Genomic DNA, 17,890 nt, shown 5'->3' on the forward strand with positions numbered 1-17,890 from the left:
GCAACGCGCACACTTCCAGATCTCAAGCACTCAACTCAGAAAGAAAAATCATGCCCCTCGCACTTTGGGCGCTGACACTCAGCGCTTTCGCTATCGGGACGACAGAATTCGTTATTGTCGGCCTCATCCCCACTATTGCTGCCAGCCTTGGCGTCTCCGTTCCCTCTGCCGGACTATTAGTCAGTCTGTATGCTGTGGGGGTTGCCATTGGTGCCCCGATATTGACAGCATTGACTGGCCGCGTAAAGCGCAAGCATTTGCTGCTAGCTTTGATGGCCCTATTTACTATCGGCAATGTACTCGCATGGCTAGCGCCGGGCTATGAATCCCTGATCGCGGCCCGCGTGCTGACTGGTTTAGCGCATGGCGTATTTTTCTCGGTTGGTTCGACGATTGCCACCGGCTTAGTGCCAAAAGAAAAGGCTGCGAGCGCGATTGCACTGATGTTTACCGGATTGACCGTCGCGCTGGTGACGGGTGTGCCACTCGGTACCTTCATCGGCCAGACGTTTGGCTGGCAGTCGACCTTCCTGGCCGTATCCGTGCTGGGGATTGTTGCGTTTATCGGTAGCGCGATTCTGATACCGAACAATATCCCTGGCAGCCGGCCAGCATCCCTATTGATACAATTATCGGTACTGAAACAGCCCCGCCTGCTTTTAGTGTATGCAATGACTGCGCTCGGTTATGGCGGCTCGTTTGTCGCCTTTACTTACCTGGCACCGATCTTGCAGGAAGTATCTGGCTTCTCCGCTTCCAGCGTTAGTCTGGTCATGTTGGTGTATGGCGTGTCGGTCGCTATCGGCAATATTTGGGGCGGCAAGTTGGCGGACAAAAAAGGCCCGATTCCTGCCTTGCAGATCGTGTTTCTCTGCTTGGCGTTGGTATTGTTTGCGTTCACCTTTACCGCGCCGAATACATGGCTGGCTTTGGCGACGGTATTGGTATGGGGTGCAGTAGCGTTCGGCAACGTACCGGGATTGCAAGTGTATGTTGTGCAGCGGGCAGAGCGAGATGCGCCGCAAGCCATTGATGTGGCATCGGGCTTGAATATCGCCGCCTTTAATATCGGTATTGCTGGCGGTGCTTGGGGCGGCGGTGTGGTTGTCGAGCATCTTGGTTTGATGGCAACCCCATGGATAGGCGCAATGGTGGTACTCGTTGCGCTGGCTCTGACAACGCTGGCAGGTCGGCTGGAGCGTCAAGATGGCAAGGATTTCCTTGCCAAGGCGAGGCCTGCTGTTGGTCTGCATTAAACGCCGGGTATTCTCAGCGACTGCTTAATCGCTTGATTTTGATCTGCAGCAAAAGATTTTATTTTGTTGCAGAATCTTGCCTAGGCAACGATTATCCCATCTCATGAATCCACCCGCTCTTGAATTTTCCGTCACCAAAGTCGAAGACAGCGTCGGCTATTTGCTGGCGCGCGCGCGCACCATGATTTCGCAAGTTCTGCTGCGAAATGTCCAGCTTAGGTAGCAGCGCTTTGGCGATCCCGTGCAGTAGTTCTAGCGTGGTGCGCTTCTCGCGCTCACGCGCCATTTGACGCCAGCCGAAATTCTTGGCATCCTGCTTGAGCGCCGCCAGTTGCGACAGCGTGTCATCGCGCACCAAAAGTTGGGTCAGTGCTGCTTTGCTCGTATCATCTAATCCTTGCGCCAGAAGGTTTCCCAGTCGGCGACGCTCGGCAGACAACGTTTCACTGACCAATTCTTGCAATGTGGTGTAGCCGGGTCGAATAATCTTGTGCTCATTGAGCCAAACGATCAACTCGGCCGATACAAATCCAGGTGTTACGTCACGTCGCGCGATTTGCGCGACATGTCGCCTAAGCCGAGGGAGGAAGTCGGTTGTCCATGACTGGTAGCAAAATAGCTCAGAAAGCTGCTCGCGCTGAGTGTAATGCTCATGCTTGGTGATCGATTTTCGCTCGAACGTCTCGCCATGGAAATACCGACTCAGCACGAAGGCCACATCCTCCTCCACTTCCTCCCAGTCGAAGCGGAAAAAGGCGTGCTTGGCCTTGAAGTATCCGATGTGCAAGACACAATAAACTTGGGCATGAAGGCTGGGACGACTGCTCGCTATCGCTAGCTCGGATTCAGTCAATGCCAGATATTCCAGCCGTTGCGCATCGTCGAAGTCAGGAAGTCCATATATTGCTTCCTGCTCGGCCCCAGATAGGACGGTTAATCGTTCACTTTTTGCGATAGGCATACGTTACTCTGCGGCTCGCAAATATTGATACAACGTCTCCCTGCTAATGCCAAATTCTCGGGCGAGTCTAGTTTTCTTTTCACCAGCATCTACCCGTTGCCTCAGACCGGCAATTTCCTGATCTGAAAGCGATTTCTTACGGCCACGATAAGCACCACGCTGTTTCGCTAGGGCGATACCTTCGCGCTGCCGTTCTTTGATCAGCGATCGCTCGAACTCGGCAAATGCTCCCATGACCGACAGCATTAGATTCGCCATCGGCGAATCTTCGCCAGTGAAACTTAGATGCTCCTTGACGAATTCGATATGCACACCGCGTTGAGTCAGCGTTTGCACGATGCGGCGTAAATCGTCGAGATTGCGCGCCAGGCGATCCATGCTATGCACCACCACGGTGTCGCCAGCGCGGGCGAAGCTCATCAAAGCTTCCAATTGCGGGCGCTTGACATCTTTGCCTGATGCCTTGTCGGTGAAGGAGCGGTCAACCTGGACGCCCTCCAGTTGCCGTTCAGGGTTCTGATCGAAGGTGCTGACCCGGATATATCCAATGCGCTGTCCATTCATTTAGATTACCGCACACTGGCCAGCATGTTTTCAATCAAGCGGATCATAGTACTTTTTTGCGTTGGTGCGGATTCCGCTACCAGCAATGCCAATGCCGCAAGCCCAATGTCGTTGATAACTGGCTGCCCGTCCCGCATCAGTGCGTTGTTGCGATTCAGGAAATCGACGAACCGGAACGCGCCGTTACGTTTATTACCATCGGCAAACGGATGGTTCTTGATGATGAAATACAAGAGATGCGCTGCCTTACCCTCGATGGTCGGATAAGCAGGTTCGCCGAAGATGGATTGATCGAGATTGCCGAGAATGGCCGCGAGCGCATCGCCACGTTCAAGTCCAAAAAGGTTGCTGGCCTCGCCACGGAACATGAGATCGGCTTTCAAGCTGGCGATAGACTGTCTTGCCTCATCGAGCGACGGCATGACACCGCCCTCCGTTCCGTTGGGTTCGGTCAATAATCCTTCATCGTAGCGTTGCAACAGTAAGAAAGTTTGGGTATAGCGGCTAACGATCTCGACCAACCCTCGCCCGGTATCAGCAATCATGTCGGGCGATTGTGCGGTCTTCCTAACAAGCGTCAGCGCCGCTTCCAGTTCGGCAGCGTTATGTTGGAAGCGGGCGCGATCCAGCGTCCAGCCTTGCATCAAATGGTCGCGTAGAACGCCTGTTGCCCATTGGCGAAATTGTGTGCCGCGTTTGGAGTTCACGCGATACCCGACGGAAATGATGGCGTCGAGGTTGTAATGCTTTGTCCTTCTGGAAACAGGGCGTTGCCCCTCTTGTTGAACTACCGAGAAATCCTCGGTAGTTGCTGTCTCCACCAGTTCGCCGCTGGCATAAATGTTTTTGAGATGCAAGCCAATGTTATCGGTTGAGGTCTCTAACATATCTGAGAGTTGCCTCTGAGTAAGCCAGATGGTGTTTCCTTCCAGCCTTACCGAAACTTTAGATCCATCGTCCGGTTGATAAATTACAAGTTCGCCCATCACATTGCCTTCCGCACTCGATAATGTCAGGTAGAACTCTATTACCTTTGATTGGATATGTCAATAAATATAGAATATGATCCTATTCTGACGATTTTAGGATGATAGCCTGACATCAGGATAGGGCATAGCCCAGACTGACACTTGATTTATTGATACAACATGCAAGTGAGTGATACCGGAACATTTGGCATTTTTTACTATCTGAAGTATGATTTTATTTTCATCAGTAAAGAGTATTTCGCCGATGCGCATTTAACCTGTCCGCACCCCACTTTTGATTCTTCTCCCGCCAGGGAGAAGCGGGTGCGTCTCACCGTGACAGGTTGATGCTGATTCCTCTGCTGTTTTCCCACTTGTGGACACGTGTCCCTGTCATTTGTTTAGCTCTTGGCCTGCGGCTTCCGCATTGGCCTACAGGAGTTCAGATGACCCATATCGCATGTCATATCAACACTTTGCAGCTGCCCTTCGGCGCCTGTACGGTGCCCTTTACCTTCACTTTGCCCGCTGCGGGCTGCACCCTGATCGGCCGTAACGGCATCGGCAAGAGCCTGCTGCTGGAACTGCTGGCGGGCCAGCGCCGCGCGGATTCTGGCAAGATCGAGTGGTTGACCCCCATCAGCTGGTTGTCCCAGTTTGCACCGGCTCAAGATCATGATTGCGCAGCCAGCGTGGCCGACCTTATCGGCTGGGGCGAGCCGCTACGGGCCCTTGAGCGCATCGAGCAGGGGAGCTGCGCCCTGCGATTTCGAGTTGCTGGCTGATCGCTGGAACCTGCGCAGCGATCTTGCCGACCTGCTGGCAGAAGCAGGCCTCAGACTCGATCCCCATGTCCCGGTCAGCACCCTAAGCGGTGGCCAGCTCACCCGTTTGCGCCTGCTGGCGCTGTTTGCGAGGCCGGCTCACTTTCTGTTGCTTGATGAGCCAGACAACCACCTCGATGCCTCTGGCATCGACTGGCTAAGCCAGCAACTGGCCAGACATCGCGGAGGTTACCTGCTGGTGAGCCACGACCGACGCCTGCTCAATCAAACCAGTCAGATTCTGGAGCTGAGCGAGCAGGGGTTGCAGAGTGCCCGCCTCTCGTTTGACGAGTTTCTGGCGCAGCAGGCCGAGGTACAGGCTGCCCGCAGCACCAGTTTGGCGCAAGCGGTGCGAAGCGAAAAGGCGGCGGCGCGCAGCTTGCAAAAAGTGCGTGAACAGGCGGCCAGACGAGCCAGTCAGGGGCGGCGTGAGCGCGGCTCCCAAGCCAAAATCCTGCTTGATTTCAAGGCGGAACAGGCAGGCAAATCCCTTGGCAGAGTGCTGGACCGCCACGAGCGGGGCCACAGTGCGCAAGTGGAGGCCCGCACCGAGGCGGCAGCCGCGCTGGCGGCGGTGCAGCCGCTCATCATGCAGTGGCCGGAGGAGATCGAGCGCAAGGGGGCTGCCCAGCCGCTGGTGATTACGGCTGCGTCTCACGTGCGCTGGCATGGCCAGCGGGTTGATCTGGTGCTGCAACGGGGTGAGCGCTGTTTGATCGGCGGTCGCAATGGCTGCGGCAAATCGAGTCTGCTGCAGATGTTGCGCGGGGTGCTGGAGCCCGAGACGGGCAGCTTTCGCATCAATGGCAAGATGGCTTGCCTCGATCAGGGGCTCAGCCTGATTGCGCGGGATCTCAGCCCGCTTGCCAACCTGTTGACAGTGGCTCCGACACTGGCCGAGAGTGATGCGAGAACACGGCTGGCGGGCATAGCCCTGCGCGGCGATCGCGCTCTGACGCCTTGTCATGGTCTGAGTGGGGGGGAGAGGTTAAAACTGGGTCTGCTGATGGTACTGGCGCAACTGCCCGACCTGCTGCTGCTCGATGAACCGGACAATCATCTGGATCACCCCTCGCGTCAGTTGCTCACTCAGGTCCTGGCGGACTACCCAGGCACTCTGCTATTGGTCTCTCACGATCCCGACTTCGTTGCAGGGGTTGGGATTGGTAAAGAATTAAATCTTTCAGAGTGACCGCAAGGTGATTGACCTAGATGCCCTTGTGGCAGGGGTTAGATGAGTTGACGGAAATTTCGGCGGTTCCGGCTTACAACCCCCTTTACTTACCTGGCACCGATCTTGTAGGAAGTATCTGGCTTCTCCGCTTCCAGCGTTAGTCTGGTCATGTTGGTGTATGGCGTGTCGGTCGCTATCGGCAATATTTGGGGCGGCAAGTTGGCGGACAAAAAAGGCCCGATTCCTGCCTTGCAGATCGTGCTTCTCTGCTTGGCGTTGGTATTGTTTGCGTTCACCTTTACCGCGCCGAATACATGGCTGGCTTTGGCGACGGTATTGGTATGGGGTGCAGTAGCGTTCGGCAACGTACCGGGATTGCAAGTGTATGTTGTGCAGCGGGCAGAGCGAGATGCGCCGCAAGCCATTGATGTGGCATCGGGCTTGAATATCGCCGCCTTTAATATCGGTATTGCTGGCGGTGCTTGGGGCGGCGGTGTGGTTGTCGAGCATCTTGGCTTGATGGCAACCCCATGGATAGGCGCAATGGTGGTACTCGTTGCGCTGGCTCTGACAACGCTGGCAGGTCGGCTGGAGCGTCAAGATGGCAAGGATTTCCTTGCCAAGGCGAGGCCTGCTGTTGGTCTGCATTAAACGCCGGGTATTCTCAGCGACTGCTTAATCGCTTGATTTTGATCTGCAGCAAAAGATTTTATTTTGTTGTAGAATCTTGCCTAGGCAACGATTATCCCATCTCATGAATCCACCCGCTCTTGAATTTTCCGTCACCAAAGTCGAAGACAGCGTCGGCTATTTGCTGGCGCGCGCGCGCACCATGATTTCGCGCGGGGTCGATGAATCTTTGCGCGAGCTCGATATTACCCATGCGCAGAGTAGTATTTTTATGATGCTCTGGATGGGCAAGTGTCGTACTGCGGCTGAATTATCGCGCGATCTGTTCATCGATTCGGCGGCCATGAAACGCACAATCGACAAACTGGTTGCCAAAGGTTTATTGGAGCGCATCGCTGATCTCGATGACAAACGCTTATATGCCTTGCAACTGACCCCGAGTGGCCACGCAATCGCACAACAATTGCCGGCCATTTATCGCGAAGTCCTCGACATCAGTTTCACTGGTTTTCAACAAGAAGAAATCGAGTTTTTGAAGTTCCTTTTGAGGAAGTTACTTGCCAACCGCCCGATACTCGAAGCTCATAGCAATACTTGCCATGACAATCAATAAAAAAGCACGTTTCCTACCTTACATGGCTACCCTCATGACCCTCAACCCCAAACAATTTATTCGCCACCGCTCAGGCATGGCGCTGATCTTGGCCGCCAGCGCCATGCTGGCTGGCTGTGTCAGCCACAGTGGCATAGAAAGTCATGCTCAGCTTCACACCCTGCCCGACAGTCGCAGCGACGCCCTGTACGGCACGGCCCAAGCGAACTGGCCCAACAGTGATTGGGCCGGCGCGATCGGCGGCGCAGAATTACAAGAATTGATCGCCGCTGCACTGGCCGGCAACCCCAGCTTGCAAGCCGCCGCGGCCCGTATCGATGCGGCCCGTGCCGCGATCGCCATCAGCCGCTCGGCCACGTTGCCGAGTGTCAATGCTTCCTTCGAAAATACCTATCAGCGGTATTCCGAACATGGCTTAATCCCGCCTCCATTGGCAGGCAACTATTATTCAGATAACGAGTTGGCCGTCAGTATTACGTATGATCTCGATTTCTGGGGCAAGCACAGTGCTGAAATGCGCACGGCTTTATCCCAAGCCCAAGTCGCCGAGGCAGAGCAACAAAGCGTACGTCTGATGCTCAGTAATGCCGTCGCACGCAGTTGGTTACAATTGGCCAGACAGTATGCGCAGCGTGAAATGAGCCTGCAGCAAAGACTGGTACGGGAAAAATTTGATGCCCTGATTGCCCAACGTGTACACGCCGGACTCGATACCCAATCCGACATCCAACAAGGCGTCTTGCAAGTGGCGGCCTTGAATAAGGACATTTCCGCTTGGGATGAAGCCATCGCACTGAGCCGCAATCAACTCGCCGCCCTGCTCGGCGCTTCACCGGAACGTGGCAGTGCCATAGCACGACCAAAATTTGATGGTGCGCAGCACATTGGCGTGCCAGCAAGTTTGCCTTTGGAATTAATCAGTCGCCGTCCCGACATCGTGGCAGCACGCTGGCGCGTCGAGGCGAACCAAGGTGACATCGATGCGGCAACAACACAGTTTTATCCGAATGTGAACTTGGTTGGCTTTGCCGGTTTGTCGAGTATCGGCGTCGATCAATTTTTCAAGAGCGGCAGCTTGATCGTCGGAGTCGGCCCATCGATACATCTGCCGCTGTTTGAAGGCGGCCGCTTGCGCGCGCAATTGAAAACCCGCGTAGCCGCGTATGACGTCGCCGTCGCCACCTACAATCAAAGCCTCACCGATGCCCTGCATGAAGTGGCGGATCAAGTTCAAATGATGGCCGGCAGCAGTGCCCAAATCGCCCAGCAACAGTCGGCGACCGATGCCGCGCAACGCAGTTTGAACTTGGCACGCCAACGCCAGCAAGCTGGAACGGCTAATTTATTGCCAGTACTGAGCGCCGAAAGTCTGTTACTCAGCCAGCAAAAACAAACCATGGATTTGGTGTTCCGCCAAGCGGAAAGCCAAATCAACCTGATCAAGGCACTCGGCGGTGGCTATGACAGTCAAGCGCACCATGCCACCCCGCCGCACTCCCCTCTTTCCGTATCCAACAACTCGAAGGCAGCGTTATGAACGCCCCAACTCAAAATCCAACCCCATCGACCCCTGCAGCCGTAGAGGCGACGCCAGACACCAGCAAACGACGCGGCTTGCTCATCGCCATTACCACCGTGGTCGCGCTTGGCATTGCCGCCTATATTGTTTGGTGGACGCTGGTCGGCAGCCATTATGAACATACCGATGATGCCTACGCCGCCGGCAACGTGGTGCAAATTACACCGCAAGTGGCCGGTACCGTACTGGCCATCCATGCCGATGACACTGAAATGGTGCAAGCCGGCAAGCCGCTGATCGAATTCGATAAAACCGACGCCAGCGTGGCTCTCGACCAAGCTGAAGCACAACTCGCACAAACCGTGCGTGAAGTCAAAGTCCTGTTCGCCAACAATGCTTCTTTGCAAGCCAATATCGATTTGCGCAGCAGCGATGTCGAACGTGCCAAGGCCGATCTGGCGCGGCGCGCCCAATTGCTCAGTTCCGGGGCGATTTCGACCGAAGAACTTGAACATGCCCGCAATGCCTTGAAAACCGCCGAAGCAGCCTTGATCGCCACGCGTGAACAATTGGCTTCCAACCATGCTTTGACAGAAAATACTTCAGTCGCCCAGCATCCTAACGTCTTGCGCGCGGCCGCTAAAGTACGCGAAACCTTGCTCAGCTACAGCCGTGCCACCATACCGGCACCCTTGAGCGGCTATATCGCCAAGCGTTCGGTACAAGTAGGCCAACGCGTGGCGGCCGGCAGCCCTCTGCTGTCCATCGTGGCGCTCAATTCGCTCTGGGTGGATGCCAATTTCAAGGAAGGCCAATTAGCCCACATGCGCATCGGTCAAGATGTGCTGTTGCATTCCGATATATACGGCAGCGATGTGGAATTCCATGGCAAGCTGTTGGGCATGTCGGCCGGAACCGGTTCGGCCTTTGCTTTATTGCCAGCGCAAAACGCCAGCGGCAACTGGATCAAGGTGGTGCAGCGGGTACCAGTGCGTATTTCCTTGGACCCGAAAGAATTGGCTGATCATCCGCTGCGCATAGGGGTGTCAATGCAAGTTCAGGTTGATATTTCACAGCAAAACGGCGTGCCGGTAACTGCTGCCAATTCTGCCCCGCGCTACGAAACCAAAGTATTTGAGCAGAGCAGCTTGGCAGCGGATCAAAAGATCGCCGCGATCATCGCTGCCAATATGGCACCGGCCACCCGGACAAAATAATGAGCACCGCTGCACACGCACCCCACGCACCGCTGAAAGGAACGCAACTGGCGATCGGGACCTTGGTCTTATCGCTGGCGACGTTCATGAACGTGCTCGACTCGTCGATTGCCAATGTCTCGATTCCTGCCATCTCGGGCAATCTGGGTGTCTCGCCGCAGCAAGGAACTTGGGTAATCACCTCGTTTGCCGTGGCCAATGCGATTTCGGTGCCGCTGACCGGTTGGTTAACCAGCCGGTTCGGCCAGGTCAAGCTGTTCATGAGCTCGATTTTGTTGTTCGTGTTTTCTTCATGGCTATGCGGCATGGCACCGAACATCGAAACCCTGATCGCCGCCCGCATCTTACAAGGTGCGGTAGCCGGACCGATGATACCGCTGTCGCAGTCACTGTTATTAGGCAGTTACCCATCCTCAAAAAGCTCGATGGCGCTGGCACTATGGGGGATGACTACCTTAGTCGCGCCGATCATGGGCCCCTTATTGGGCGGCTGGATTTCCGATAATTACTCGTGGCCGTGGATTTTTTACATCAATATCCCGGTTGGTTTATTTACGGCCTGGGCCACTTGGTCGATTTATCACACCCGCGAATCGGTCATCAAAGTTGTCCCCATCGATAAGGTCGGTTTGTTCTTGCTGGTAGTGTGGGTCGGTGCCTTACAGATCATGCTCGACAAGGGCAAGGAACTCGATTGGTTCAATTCCGGTGAAATCGTGTTACTGACCGTGATTGCCGCGGTAGGCTTGCTGTATTTCATCGTCTGGGAAAATGGTCACAAGCATCCGGTGGTCGATTTATCGCTGTTCAAAGGGCGTAACTTCTCGGCTGGCGTATTAGCGATTTCCATCGGTTATGGCTTGTTTTTCGGCAGTTTGGTGATCATGCCACTGTGGTTGCAAACACAATTATCGTACACGGCCACCGAAGCCGGTAAAGTCATGGCACCAGTCGGTATTTTTGCGATTTTGCTCTCGCCGGTGATTGGCAAGCTGTTACCCAAAGTTGATGCACGGAAAGTTGCTTCGGTAGCCTTCTTATTATTTTCTGTCGTGTTTTTCATGCGCGCGCGCTTTACCACCGATGTCGATACCATCAGCCTCTTGATACCGACCTTGATTCAAGGCGCGGCCATGTCGATGTTCTTCATCCCTTTGACCTCGATCATTTTATCGGGCTTGCGCCCGGATAAAATCCCAGCCGCATCGGGCTTGTCCAACTTCGTGCGTATCATGTGCGGTGGCATGGGTGCCTCGATCATGACCACCTTATGGGACAGTCGCAGCACCCTGCACCATGCACAAATGACCGAACATACCGGCAGCGCCTACCCGGCTTTTCTCGAGAGTGTGCGCAATCTGGGCCAACTCGGCCTGCCCGACAGCGCTGCCTATGGCGTGATCGAGCGCACGATCAGCGTACAAGCCAGCACCATGGCCGCCACCGATATTTTTTACATGGCCGCCTTCATGTTCCTTGGTCTCATCGGTATGGTATGGCTGACCAAACCGAAAAAATCGGCGATGCCTGTCGATGCGGGTGGAGCGCACTGAGTAGGCCGACTGCAGTGAATCGAACAGGTAGAGAACAATGATGGGCATCGACAGGACTTCGGACCTGTCGATGCCCCATGACCCCAAGCGGCAGACACGTCATTCCTGCGCGCTTTTGGCAGGAATCCAGCGGCGTTCGTGCTTAACTGAAAATACCCGAAATTATCTGAAAGCGACACCGGATTCCCGCCAAAATCATGCTGTTGGCCCCGGATGCCCCTTCCATTGTCAGCATGTCGAAGCAGGAAGGTATTTCTGAAGCCACACTTTATAACTGGCGTACAAAACTAGTCAGCAAGGACGCCCTGTGCCAACTCCTATCAGAAAAAAATTAAAGAATTGCAACGAGAAGTAGACCGTAAAAATAAGGCGCTGGCAGAAGCAGCAGCGTTATTGGTGCTGCAAAAAAAGCTGCGCGCCCTGTGGGACGAGGGCGAGAACGAATGACTGCGTTGAGCGACCGGCAGGAATTGATCGTGCCGATTCGGCTCGCGTGCGACCAAGGGGCGCGCTTGTTTAAAGCTTGCGAGGTCGCAGAAATTTCGCTCAATGATTGGTATCGCTGGCAGAAGAATGGGGCTGTGGTTGATGATGCGCGCCCTTTGACGGAGCGTCCTGTGCCGGCCAACAAGCTTAGCCAAGATGAGCAGGAGGAAATTCTGAGTGTCTGTAACAGGGGGTGTAAGCCGGAACCCCAGAAATTTCCGTCCTGGCTAGGTTATTGCCTGTCGTTCAAGGAAAGGCGAGTTTCAAGAACGCTGGACCGTTGCTAGTGGCAAGAACAAGGTCAGCGGTGAGTCTGGCAAGACGATGAAGCCGTGATGCCGGTAGAACGCCGCTGCCGCCGCGTCCTTGGCATCCACCAACAGGGCAAAGGCGGCAATCTCTGAACTGGCAGCACGGTCAAGCGCATCGGCCAGCAGCGCACCGCCGAGACCTTGCCCCTTGAATGCCTGATCGACGGCCAGACGGCCCATGCGGACGGCAGGCACGGTCGGATAGCGCGGCAGCTTCTTGCCGGTATTGACTGGAAGATCGGCCAGCAGCAGGCTTGCCGACGCCAAGGTGTAGTAGCCCGCAATGCGCTGCCCGTCCGCCACGGCAACGAAGCAGGCGGCCACGCGGCGGCGAATGTCCTGGGTGACTTGCTCACTCAGGTAACGATTCAGCTGCTCCGAATCACTGCGAAAAGCAGTGCGGTCATGTGCGGCATCGAGCGGCGCGAGACGGAACGGTGCATCGCTCATTTAGTGCGCAGGAGCTTGCTGCGCCGAGCGAAGGCGCGTTGCAGAGCCGGTGCCGGTTGCGGCGGTGATAGCAGCGCCTGTGCAAAGCACTCCTGATCGGCCAGCGACAAGCGGATGACTTCGGCCTGCTCGATGGCGCGCTGCGCGGCGTCCTGAACCGCAGACACAACGAAATCAGTCATGGTGCGGCCTTGAAGCTCGGCGGCGCGCTTGAGCATCGAATGCAGATCGGTACTGATCCGGGCTTCGAGACGGGCGGTAGTGATGGCTGTGGGCATGGTTTTGTCCTCCTGATGAAACAATACGGCAAATTGCCGTACACGTCAAGGTGCAACCCGTACATAGGCCTGTGATACGCCCTGCGAGAACTGGCCGTGGCTGCGCAAAATGGACAGCCAGTAGCCCAAGCTGAACAATAAGCGCTCCATCATCAACAACCTATTCAAGCAACGGTTTCACTGGCTAAATCGTGCTTATGCAAAATTATTTACACCCTCTTGCATCGATAACGCGACTCAAGCCTATCGTCGCCTCCTGACAAGCAGCATATCGAACAGCCAAATCACCAGCATCGATAATCCTGTCAGCGGAAAAATGAGACCCCCGATAGCCATCAGTGCGACGACGAGGCCTTGTGCCGCGAGGTTGAGCGGTAGCGGCGGTGGACCGAGGACTGGTCGTCGTTGCCACCACATCAGTGCGGCCGACACACACAAAATAACGATCGCGATGCACGCCACCAGTAGCACCAACTGGTTGGCAAGCCCAAATTGCTGGCCTAGATGCACATTGATACCCCATTCCAGCGCTTTACCCAGAGGTCCGTAATCGGCATAACGCATGTCAAGCAGAGCCTTGCCGGAATACTGGTCGAGATGAATCACGCGTTGGCGCAACAGATCATTCGGATACACCGAGCCGGTGTAGACCGCCGATGCGCTAAGCGGCGGATTGATGGCGTAACCGCGACTAAGGCCAAGCGCATCGAAGCGGACGACGGCTTGGTCCAGCGTCATCGCCTTAGCCACATGATGGGGCGGCTGGAATGGCACTTGCGCTTGTTTGAGCGACCAACTGGTAGGTGCCAGGTGGTCGAGGTGCTCATCGGACATCGGCACACTGACACGCACACCCTCTGGGTAACCGAAGTTGTTGCCATTAGCCCATTGATTGACCGTCTTGCCCCAGACCAGCGACCATGGCATCCCAGTGACGGCAAGGAAGACGATGAAGAACGCCACGAAGATACCGGTAACGGCATGCAGGTCGCGCCAGAGGGTGCGTCTGCGCACTGTCACGACGCCGCCACGCCGGCCACGTGGCCACCAGAGGAAAATTCCGCTGAGTACCAATAAGATGCTCCAGCCAGCGGCGACTTCAATGAGCGCGTTGGCCACCGGGCCAAAATAAGCCAGGCTATGCAGGTGCCGCAGGGTCCAGAGCACGCCGCCTTTTTCGGGTAGGCACCCCAGTATTGTGCCGCGATATGGATCGATATAGATTGCCAGATTCTCGCCAGCTACGGTTTTGATCGTGGCTTCGGCGGCGTTGCTGGCAAGTGCAGGCGGTACGTATTTGAACAGGGTGCCCGGATACGCAGCCAGCGCAATGGTCGCAAGGCGCTGGTGCGGTAGCGCTGCCTGCGTACTGACCGCGACGCTTTTCAAATCGCGATAAATAATCTGCTCGATTTCGCTGCGAAACAGATAGATCGCGCCGGTGACGGCCAGCAGGATCAAAAAAGGTAGAACCAGCAGGCCGGCATAGAAATGCCAGCGCCAGACGGCGCGATACCAGTCGGCCGGGCGAGGTGCCCTTACGCTTATGCTCATAAAATATCCGGTTGAGTATAAAAGAAGCGGACCATGAACAGGCCCGCTCCGGCAGATTCCTAGAATGTCACGTTGGCCGACAGGTAGACGGCGCGACCATCACCTGGTGAGTGACGCGTCTGATCATTGATCCAAACGTATTCATAATACCGATTGGCCAGGTTTTTCAGTTGCAGTTCCAAAGCGACGGCAGGCGAAATTTGATAGCTTGCGCTGGCATTGAGCAATACGTAGCCGCCAAACTTGCTGCCGGTATTCGCGGTAGTCAGGTAGTAGCCGTCCTGGCCATTGCCCCAGGCCGACAGTTTCAAGTCTGGCGTGGCTTGGAAATCGGCACCAGCCGTAAAGACGCGATGCGGCACATGATCGATTTCCTTGTTAATCGTGGCCGGTGCGCTTGGATCAGGTTGGACAATTTTCGAGCGTTGCAGCGAATAAGCCAACCAGATGTTGGCGCGTTTATCTGGACGCAGATTGACTTGCAGATCGACACCCTGGCGTAGTGTTTTGCCAACGTTTTCCGAACTGCCGGTGGGGTCATTGAGGCGACGCTTGACTTCGTCCGAGGCGCGCTGCTCCCACACTGCAAGGCGAGCATCGATCCACTCAGCCGGCGTCAGCTTGAGACCGGTCTCCCAGCCATCATTGATGGACGGACGGAGGGGGTTGGCAGTGGATTGGTACGCAGCTGCGCCAGCGCCGACTTGGAAGCTGCGGCCCCAATTGGCATAAAGGCTGGCGAGCGGCGAAGCGGCGTAGACGATACTGAACTTCGGCTGTTTGATCAAACCATAATCCTGAATCGGATAAAACACACCTTTTGACGGATCAGAAAAACTGCCACTGATTTTGTCGACTCGAAAGCCCGGGATAATTTTCAGCGAGTCTAGCGGCTTGATCACGGCCTGTAAATATGTCCCAACGGTATCGAATGTGAAGTGATGATCACGCGTGGTGCTGACGGCGACTTGCTTGACAGTGTTATAGCGTGGACTGAAATCATTTTGGTGCTCAGCACTGACACCGCCTTGTATCGAAAAGTCTTTTAGCCATTGCAAGGCTGCCAATTGCGGCCGGTAGGTCAGCGAGCTGAGCGCGCCGTAATGCGTTTCATCAATGACGCGCTCCTGTTGCGACGTCGTGGTCGAGTAACGCAGCCAGCGCTGATCTTGTATCGTGTTCAGGTATGCCTTGGCCGATACCGACAACTGCGCACTGAGTTCGCTGTCGAGATGCAGGCTGATCTGGTTGAGCTGGCGATTGCCGCCATCTGATTGGGCATAGGTGTCGGAGTTGGTCGGATTATTTCGGGCATCGGCGGCAGTCAGGTAGCCTGCTTCCTGCGCTTTAGCCTCTGCATGCCGTACACTGAGACCGAAGCGAACACGGCCATCGTCGCTGGTGTAAAACCACTTGCCGGCGAGTGTGAAGTTATCGCTACGAGAATGCTCCCGATAGCCGCCGACGCTCTGGTAACCGAAGGTATAATTTTGCGACCAATTACCCTCTTCTATGCCTTTGACAATTTGGATTTGCTCGGTATCGAAGCTGCCGTAGCTAACTCGTGCCTCGCCGTAATTACCGCCGGTACGGGTGATGATATTGGCGTTACCGGCAATATTATGCAAGCCATACCGGGGATCGTTGGTACCACGTACTATTTCGATTTTTTCGATTTCTAGGGGCAGAATAGCGCCGATGAGGGGCATGCCACCGGCGTTATCGTTGCCAGGGATGCCATCGATGAGTAACTTGACCGCATTCACTTCGCCTTCGCCGTTGAAGCCGCGGAACGATAGCTTACCGGATTCATTACCTTGTCTGAATGGAGTAAGCATCACTCCAGGCGCGCGAGAAAATAATTCCCAGGCACTGTTGACTTGCTGATCACGTAACAGGTCTGCACCCAAAATGTCGACTGAACTGAGCACGCTGCTGCTTGCCAACGGGCCGGTTCTTTTTCCGCTGATTTCGATGCGACCGATAGTCAGTGAGGAGTCGCCGCTGACGTCGGCTTGCGCCATTACAGGCAAGCTGTAGGCAAGGCTGAATACGCCGGCAATTGCCAGAGTAAACGGTGATAAGGCAGTATTGCAACGAATTGCAGGTGTGCTGATGTGAATGGTACTGGACATGGATATTCCTGAAAAAAGGCTATGCCGACCCAGAGTCGGATCGACAAAAACGAGCGCGGACAGGCAGAAGAGTGCTCTGACCTTGGCTCAGTGACTAATCAGGTGATGGACGGTGGGCCGCGCGGATTCGCCTCGGACCAAGAAAATAAGGGGGATGGAGACTGATAAAACAGGGGCGGAAACAGATCATGCCCGCCAATGACGGAAAACAGTGTTGAACTGTTTGATGGTATGACAAACGCACCGGCATGGCTCGCACAAAACGCGCAGTGTTCCATATGATGTAAGACATTGTCCTGACCAGAATTGCCGGACGTATCTTGCGCTACCGATACAAACTTTGATCCTTTCAGGCTACAAACTTCTACCCAGCTAGCCTTGCCATCGGCTGCAAAGAAGGCATGGGAGAGAGAAGGCGCGAGCAGATTGAACAGCATGGCGAAACATGCGATCCAGATATACAGCGTTGTTCGTTTTGACATCATACCCATGTCAATATTGTAACTGATCCGTTTCAAGCATCTCTTCTTTTGGATGAAAAATTTTCACAAGGTGGCATGCGGTGTTTCAGGTGTAAACAGCGTCCGCCAGGCTTTTGCCACAGCCTCTTAAGGAGGCACAGCATAAAAATGCTCGTGCATTCGGCCGACAACACCTGCAGAAATAGTGATTTTTTGATTTTTTTTAAAAAAATCAACGTCTATTCATTAAATTTCGTTAGAATTTTTTTGGGTAAGCAGCTTGCAGTATGCTACTTGGAATTTTTAGCGACTTAATTTCTGACATCTGTTGGGGATAGGGTGAGCACGCTCAGCTATCGCGATGGCGTATCGAAAGAAGACTACGATGTCGCGTTTCTGCTCTACGACTTGGGCAAGCTGGGTGTGGCGACATATAATGGTGCCGGATGTGCTGCAGCCACTGTGGTGCTCAGTGCGCTCGGCGTTGTTGGCCCCGTTCCAAGGATGGGGCAGACTTTACAAGCTGTACAGACTGTCGAGCATGCGGTCGAGCTTGCTCGGCTTATCAAGGCGTCAAAGGATATCGATGATGATATTCTTGTTTGCCGGGGTGGCGCTTGCACGGCCGAAAGCTTTATTAAAGGTAGTGGCGTAACAATATCTGTCGATGGAACTTTGAATGGGGTATCGGCACAGAGCCGTGTTGGAGCAAACCTTAGGGAGCTGGCAAAGCCTTTCAAGAACAATCAAGTTGGGGTGACTTCAGCAGGTAAAATACGAGCAGCCGGAGGAAGGATAATGGCAGACGGACACGCTGGAAACAGAAATCATGCAACAATTGACGGCCTTACTCCGCAACAACTGGAAAACTTGTTTTCGCCAGCGATACGAAATCCTGTCGCTCCAGCGCTGCGTAGCTTTTAAGTGAGTTTCACA

At 54.8% G+C, this 17,890-nt stretch carries 17 protein-coding genes and 2 pseudogenes; 11 read left to right on the forward strand and 8 right to left on the reverse strand.

Annotation, left to right across the window (positions count from 1 at the left end; all coding sequences use genetic code 11):
- The first annotated feature begins 50 nt into the window (after positions 1 to 50).
- Complete coding sequence (locus RHM61_RS16525; protein ID WP_322248386.1) at positions 51 to 1,256, forward strand: MFS transporter; 1,206 nt, start codon at positions 51 to 53, stop codon at positions 1,254 to 1,256.
- A 190-nt stretch (positions 1,257 to 1,446) separates the two neighbouring features.
- On the opposite strand, the pseudogene RHM61_RS16530 reads toward RHM61_RS16525, so the two are convergent.
- From RHM61_RS16530 to rhuM, 3 genes and pseudogenes are all read right to left on the reverse strand, one after another.
- Positions 1,447 to 2,217 (reverse strand): annotated as a pseudogene (locus RHM61_RS16530) (DUF4158 domain-containing protein); the annotation flags it as partial.
- Positions 2,218 to 2,220: 3 nt separating this feature from the next.
- Positions 2,221 to 2,781: a recombinase family protein gene (locus RHM61_RS16535; RefSeq protein WP_322248387.1), complete on the reverse strand. Its 561-nt coding sequence runs from the start codon at positions 2,779 to 2,781 to the stop codon at positions 2,221 to 2,223.
- A gap of 5 nt (positions 2,782 to 2,786) precedes the next feature.
- Complete coding sequence (rhuM, locus tag RHM61_RS16540) at positions 2,787 to 3,767, reverse strand: RhuM family protein (RefSeq protein WP_322248388.1); 981 nt, start codon at positions 3,765 to 3,767, stop codon at positions 2,787 to 2,789.
- Positions 3,768 to 3,929: 162 nt separating this feature from the next.
- On the opposite strand from rhuM, the gene RHM61_RS16545 reads away from it, so the two are divergent.
- The 9 genes and pseudogenes from RHM61_RS16545 to RHM61_RS16585 all read left to right on the forward strand — a co-directional run bounded on the left by RHM61_RS16545 (position 3,930) and on the right by RHM61_RS16585 (position 12,052).
- Positions 3,930 to 4,097, forward strand: coding sequence for a hypothetical protein (locus RHM61_RS16545; RefSeq protein WP_322248389.1), 168 nt, complete (start codon positions 3,930 to 3,932; stop codon positions 4,095 to 4,097).
- 98 nt (positions 4,098 to 4,195) lie between these two features.
- Positions 4,196 to 4,534 (forward strand): ATP-binding cassette domain-containing protein, encoded by a 339-nt coding sequence (locus RHM61_RS16550; RefSeq protein ID WP_322248390.1) that lies wholly within the window; start codon positions 4,196 to 4,198, stop codon positions 4,532 to 4,534.
- Positions 4,482 to 5,765 carry an ATP-binding cassette domain-containing protein gene (locus RHM61_RS16555; RefSeq protein ID WP_322248391.1) on the forward strand — a complete coding sequence of 428 codons (1,284 nt, stop codon included), beginning with the start codon at positions 4,482 to 4,484 and terminating at the stop codon, positions 5,763 to 5,765. The genes RHM61_RS16550 and RHM61_RS16555 overlap by 53 nt, the downstream gene beginning before the upstream one ends.
- A gap of 81 nt (positions 5,766 to 5,846) precedes the next feature.
- Positions 5,847 to 6,398: pseudogene (locus RHM61_RS16560) on the forward strand (MFS transporter); the annotation flags it as partial.
- Between the two features lie 103 nt (positions 6,399 to 6,501).
- A complete protein-coding gene (locus tag RHM61_RS16565; RefSeq protein ID WP_322248392.1) occupies positions 6,502 to 6,990 on the forward strand; it encodes a MarR family transcriptional regulator in 489 nt (162 codons plus the stop codon).
- Positions 6,977 to 8,527 carry an efflux transporter outer membrane subunit gene (locus tag RHM61_RS16570; protein WP_322248393.1) on the forward strand — a complete coding sequence of 517 codons (1,551 nt, stop codon included), beginning with the start codon at positions 6,977 to 6,979 and terminating at the stop codon, positions 8,525 to 8,527. Before RHM61_RS16565 ends, RHM61_RS16570 begins: the two co-directional genes overlap by 14 nt.
- Positions 8,524 to 9,726, forward strand: a complete 1,203-nt coding sequence (locus tag RHM61_RS16575; protein ID WP_322248394.1) for an efflux RND transporter periplasmic adaptor subunit — start codon at positions 8,524 to 8,526, stop codon at positions 9,724 to 9,726. Before RHM61_RS16570 ends, RHM61_RS16575 begins: the two co-directional genes overlap by 4 nt.
- Positions 9,726 to 11,279: a DHA2 family efflux MFS transporter permease subunit gene (locus RHM61_RS16580; RefSeq protein ID WP_322248395.1), complete on the forward strand. Its 1,554-nt coding sequence runs from the start codon at positions 9,726 to 9,728 to the stop codon at positions 11,277 to 11,279. The genes RHM61_RS16575 and RHM61_RS16580 overlap by 1 nt, the downstream gene beginning before the upstream one ends.
- A 443-nt stretch (positions 11,280 to 11,722) precedes the next feature.
- Positions 11,723 to 12,052: a hypothetical protein gene (locus RHM61_RS16585; protein ID WP_322248396.1), complete on the forward strand. Its 330-nt coding sequence runs from the start codon at positions 11,723 to 11,725 to the stop codon at positions 12,050 to 12,052.
- On the opposite strand, the gene RHM61_RS16590 is transcribed toward RHM61_RS16585, so the two are convergent.
- From RHM61_RS16590 to RHM61_RS16610, 5 genes are all read right to left on the reverse strand, one after another.
- Entirely contained in the window at positions 12,029 to 12,526 is a 498-nt protein-coding gene (locus RHM61_RS16590) for a GNAT family N-acetyltransferase (protein WP_322248397.1), read from the reverse strand. The genes RHM61_RS16585 and RHM61_RS16590 overlap by 24 nt on opposite strands.
- Positions 12,523 to 12,804, reverse strand: coding sequence for a DUF1778 domain-containing protein (locus RHM61_RS16595; protein WP_322248398.1), 282 nt, complete (start codon positions 12,802 to 12,804; stop codon positions 12,523 to 12,525). The genes RHM61_RS16590 and RHM61_RS16595 overlap by 4 nt, the downstream gene beginning before the upstream one ends.
- Before the next feature lie 243 nt (positions 12,805 to 13,047).
- Positions 13,048 to 14,358, reverse strand: a complete 1,311-nt coding sequence (locus tag RHM61_RS16600) for a PepSY domain-containing protein (RefSeq protein WP_322248399.1) — start codon at positions 14,356 to 14,358, stop codon at positions 13,048 to 13,050.
- 59 nt (positions 14,359 to 14,417) lie between these two features.
- A complete protein-coding gene (locus RHM61_RS16605) occupies positions 14,418 to 16,493 on the reverse strand; it encodes a TonB-dependent receptor (protein WP_322248400.1) in 2,076 nt (691 codons plus the stop codon).
- 98 nt (positions 16,494 to 16,591) lie between these two features.
- Positions 16,592 to 17,011, reverse strand: a complete 420-nt coding sequence (locus RHM61_RS16610) for a DUF2946 domain-containing protein (protein ID WP_322248401.1) — start codon at positions 17,009 to 17,011, stop codon at positions 16,592 to 16,594.
- A 282-nt stretch (positions 17,012 to 17,293) separates the two neighbouring features.
- Between RHM61_RS16610 and RHM61_RS16615 the strand changes: the two genes are divergently transcribed.
- The gene (locus RHM61_RS16615; protein ID WP_322248402.1) at positions 17,294 to 17,878 is read left to right on the forward strand and encodes a hypothetical protein; all 585 of its coding nucleotides are present in this window, start codon (positions 17,294 to 17,296) and stop codon (positions 17,876 to 17,878) included.
- Positions 17,879 to 17,890 lie beyond the last annotated feature (12 nt).

The sequence above is a fragment of the Undibacterium sp. CCC3.4 genome (assembly GCF_034347425.1).
GTDB lineage: Bacteria > Pseudomonadota > Gammaproteobacteria > Burkholderiales > Burkholderiaceae_D > Undibacterium.

Bases quoted from the DNA above. Each gene is read 5' to 3' on its own strand.
- RHM61_RS16590 (WP_322248397.1), bottom strand. From the start codon at position 12,526: ATGAGCGATGCACCGTTCCGTCTCGCGCCGCTCGATGCCGCACATGAC.
- RHM61_RS16545 (WP_322248389.1), top strand. From the start codon at position 3,930: ATGCAAGTGAGTGATACCGGAACATTTGGCATTTTTTACTATCTGAAG.
- RHM61_RS16550 (WP_322248390.1), top strand. From the start codon at position 4,196: ATGACCCATATCGCATGTCATATCAACACTTTGCAGCTGCCCTTCGGC.
- RHM61_RS16525 (WP_322248386.1), top strand. From the start codon at position 51: ATGCCCCTCGCACTTTGGGCGCTGACACTCAGCGCTTTCGCTATCGGG.
- RHM61_RS16565 (WP_322248392.1), top strand. From the start codon at position 6,502: ATGAATCCACCCGCTCTTGAATTTTCCGTCACCAAAGTCGAAGACAGC.
- RHM61_RS16535 (WP_322248387.1), bottom strand. From the start codon at position 2,781: ATGAATGGACAGCGCATTGGATATATCCGGGTCAGCACCTTCGATCAG.
- RHM61_RS16575 (WP_322248394.1), top strand. From the start codon at position 8,524: ATGAACGCCCCAACTCAAAATCCAACCCCATCGACCCCTGCAGCCGTA.
- RHM61_RS16600 (WP_322248399.1), bottom strand. From the start codon at position 14,358: ATGAGCATAAGCGTAAGGGCACCTCGCCCGGCCGACTGGTATCGCGCC.
- RHM61_RS16595 (WP_322248398.1), bottom strand. From the start codon at position 12,804: ATGCCCACAGCCATCACTACCGCCCGTCTCGAAGCCCGGATCAGTACC.
- rhuM (WP_322248388.1), bottom strand. From the start codon at position 3,767: ATGGGCGAACTTGTAATTTATCAACCGGACGATGGATCTAAAGTTTCG.
- RHM61_RS16605 (WP_322248400.1), bottom strand. From the start codon at position 16,493: ATGTCCAGTACCATTCACATCAGCACACCTGCAATTCGTTGCAATACT.
- RHM61_RS16580 (WP_322248395.1), top strand. From the start codon at position 9,726: ATGAGCACCGCTGCACACGCACCCCACGCACCGCTGAAAGGAACGCAA.
- RHM61_RS16585 (WP_322248396.1), top strand. From the start codon at position 11,723: ATGACTGCGTTGAGCGACCGGCAGGAATTGATCGTGCCGATTCGGCTC.
- RHM61_RS16570 (WP_322248393.1), top strand. From the start codon at position 6,977: ATGACAATCAATAAAAAAGCACGTTTCCTACCTTACATGGCTACCCTC.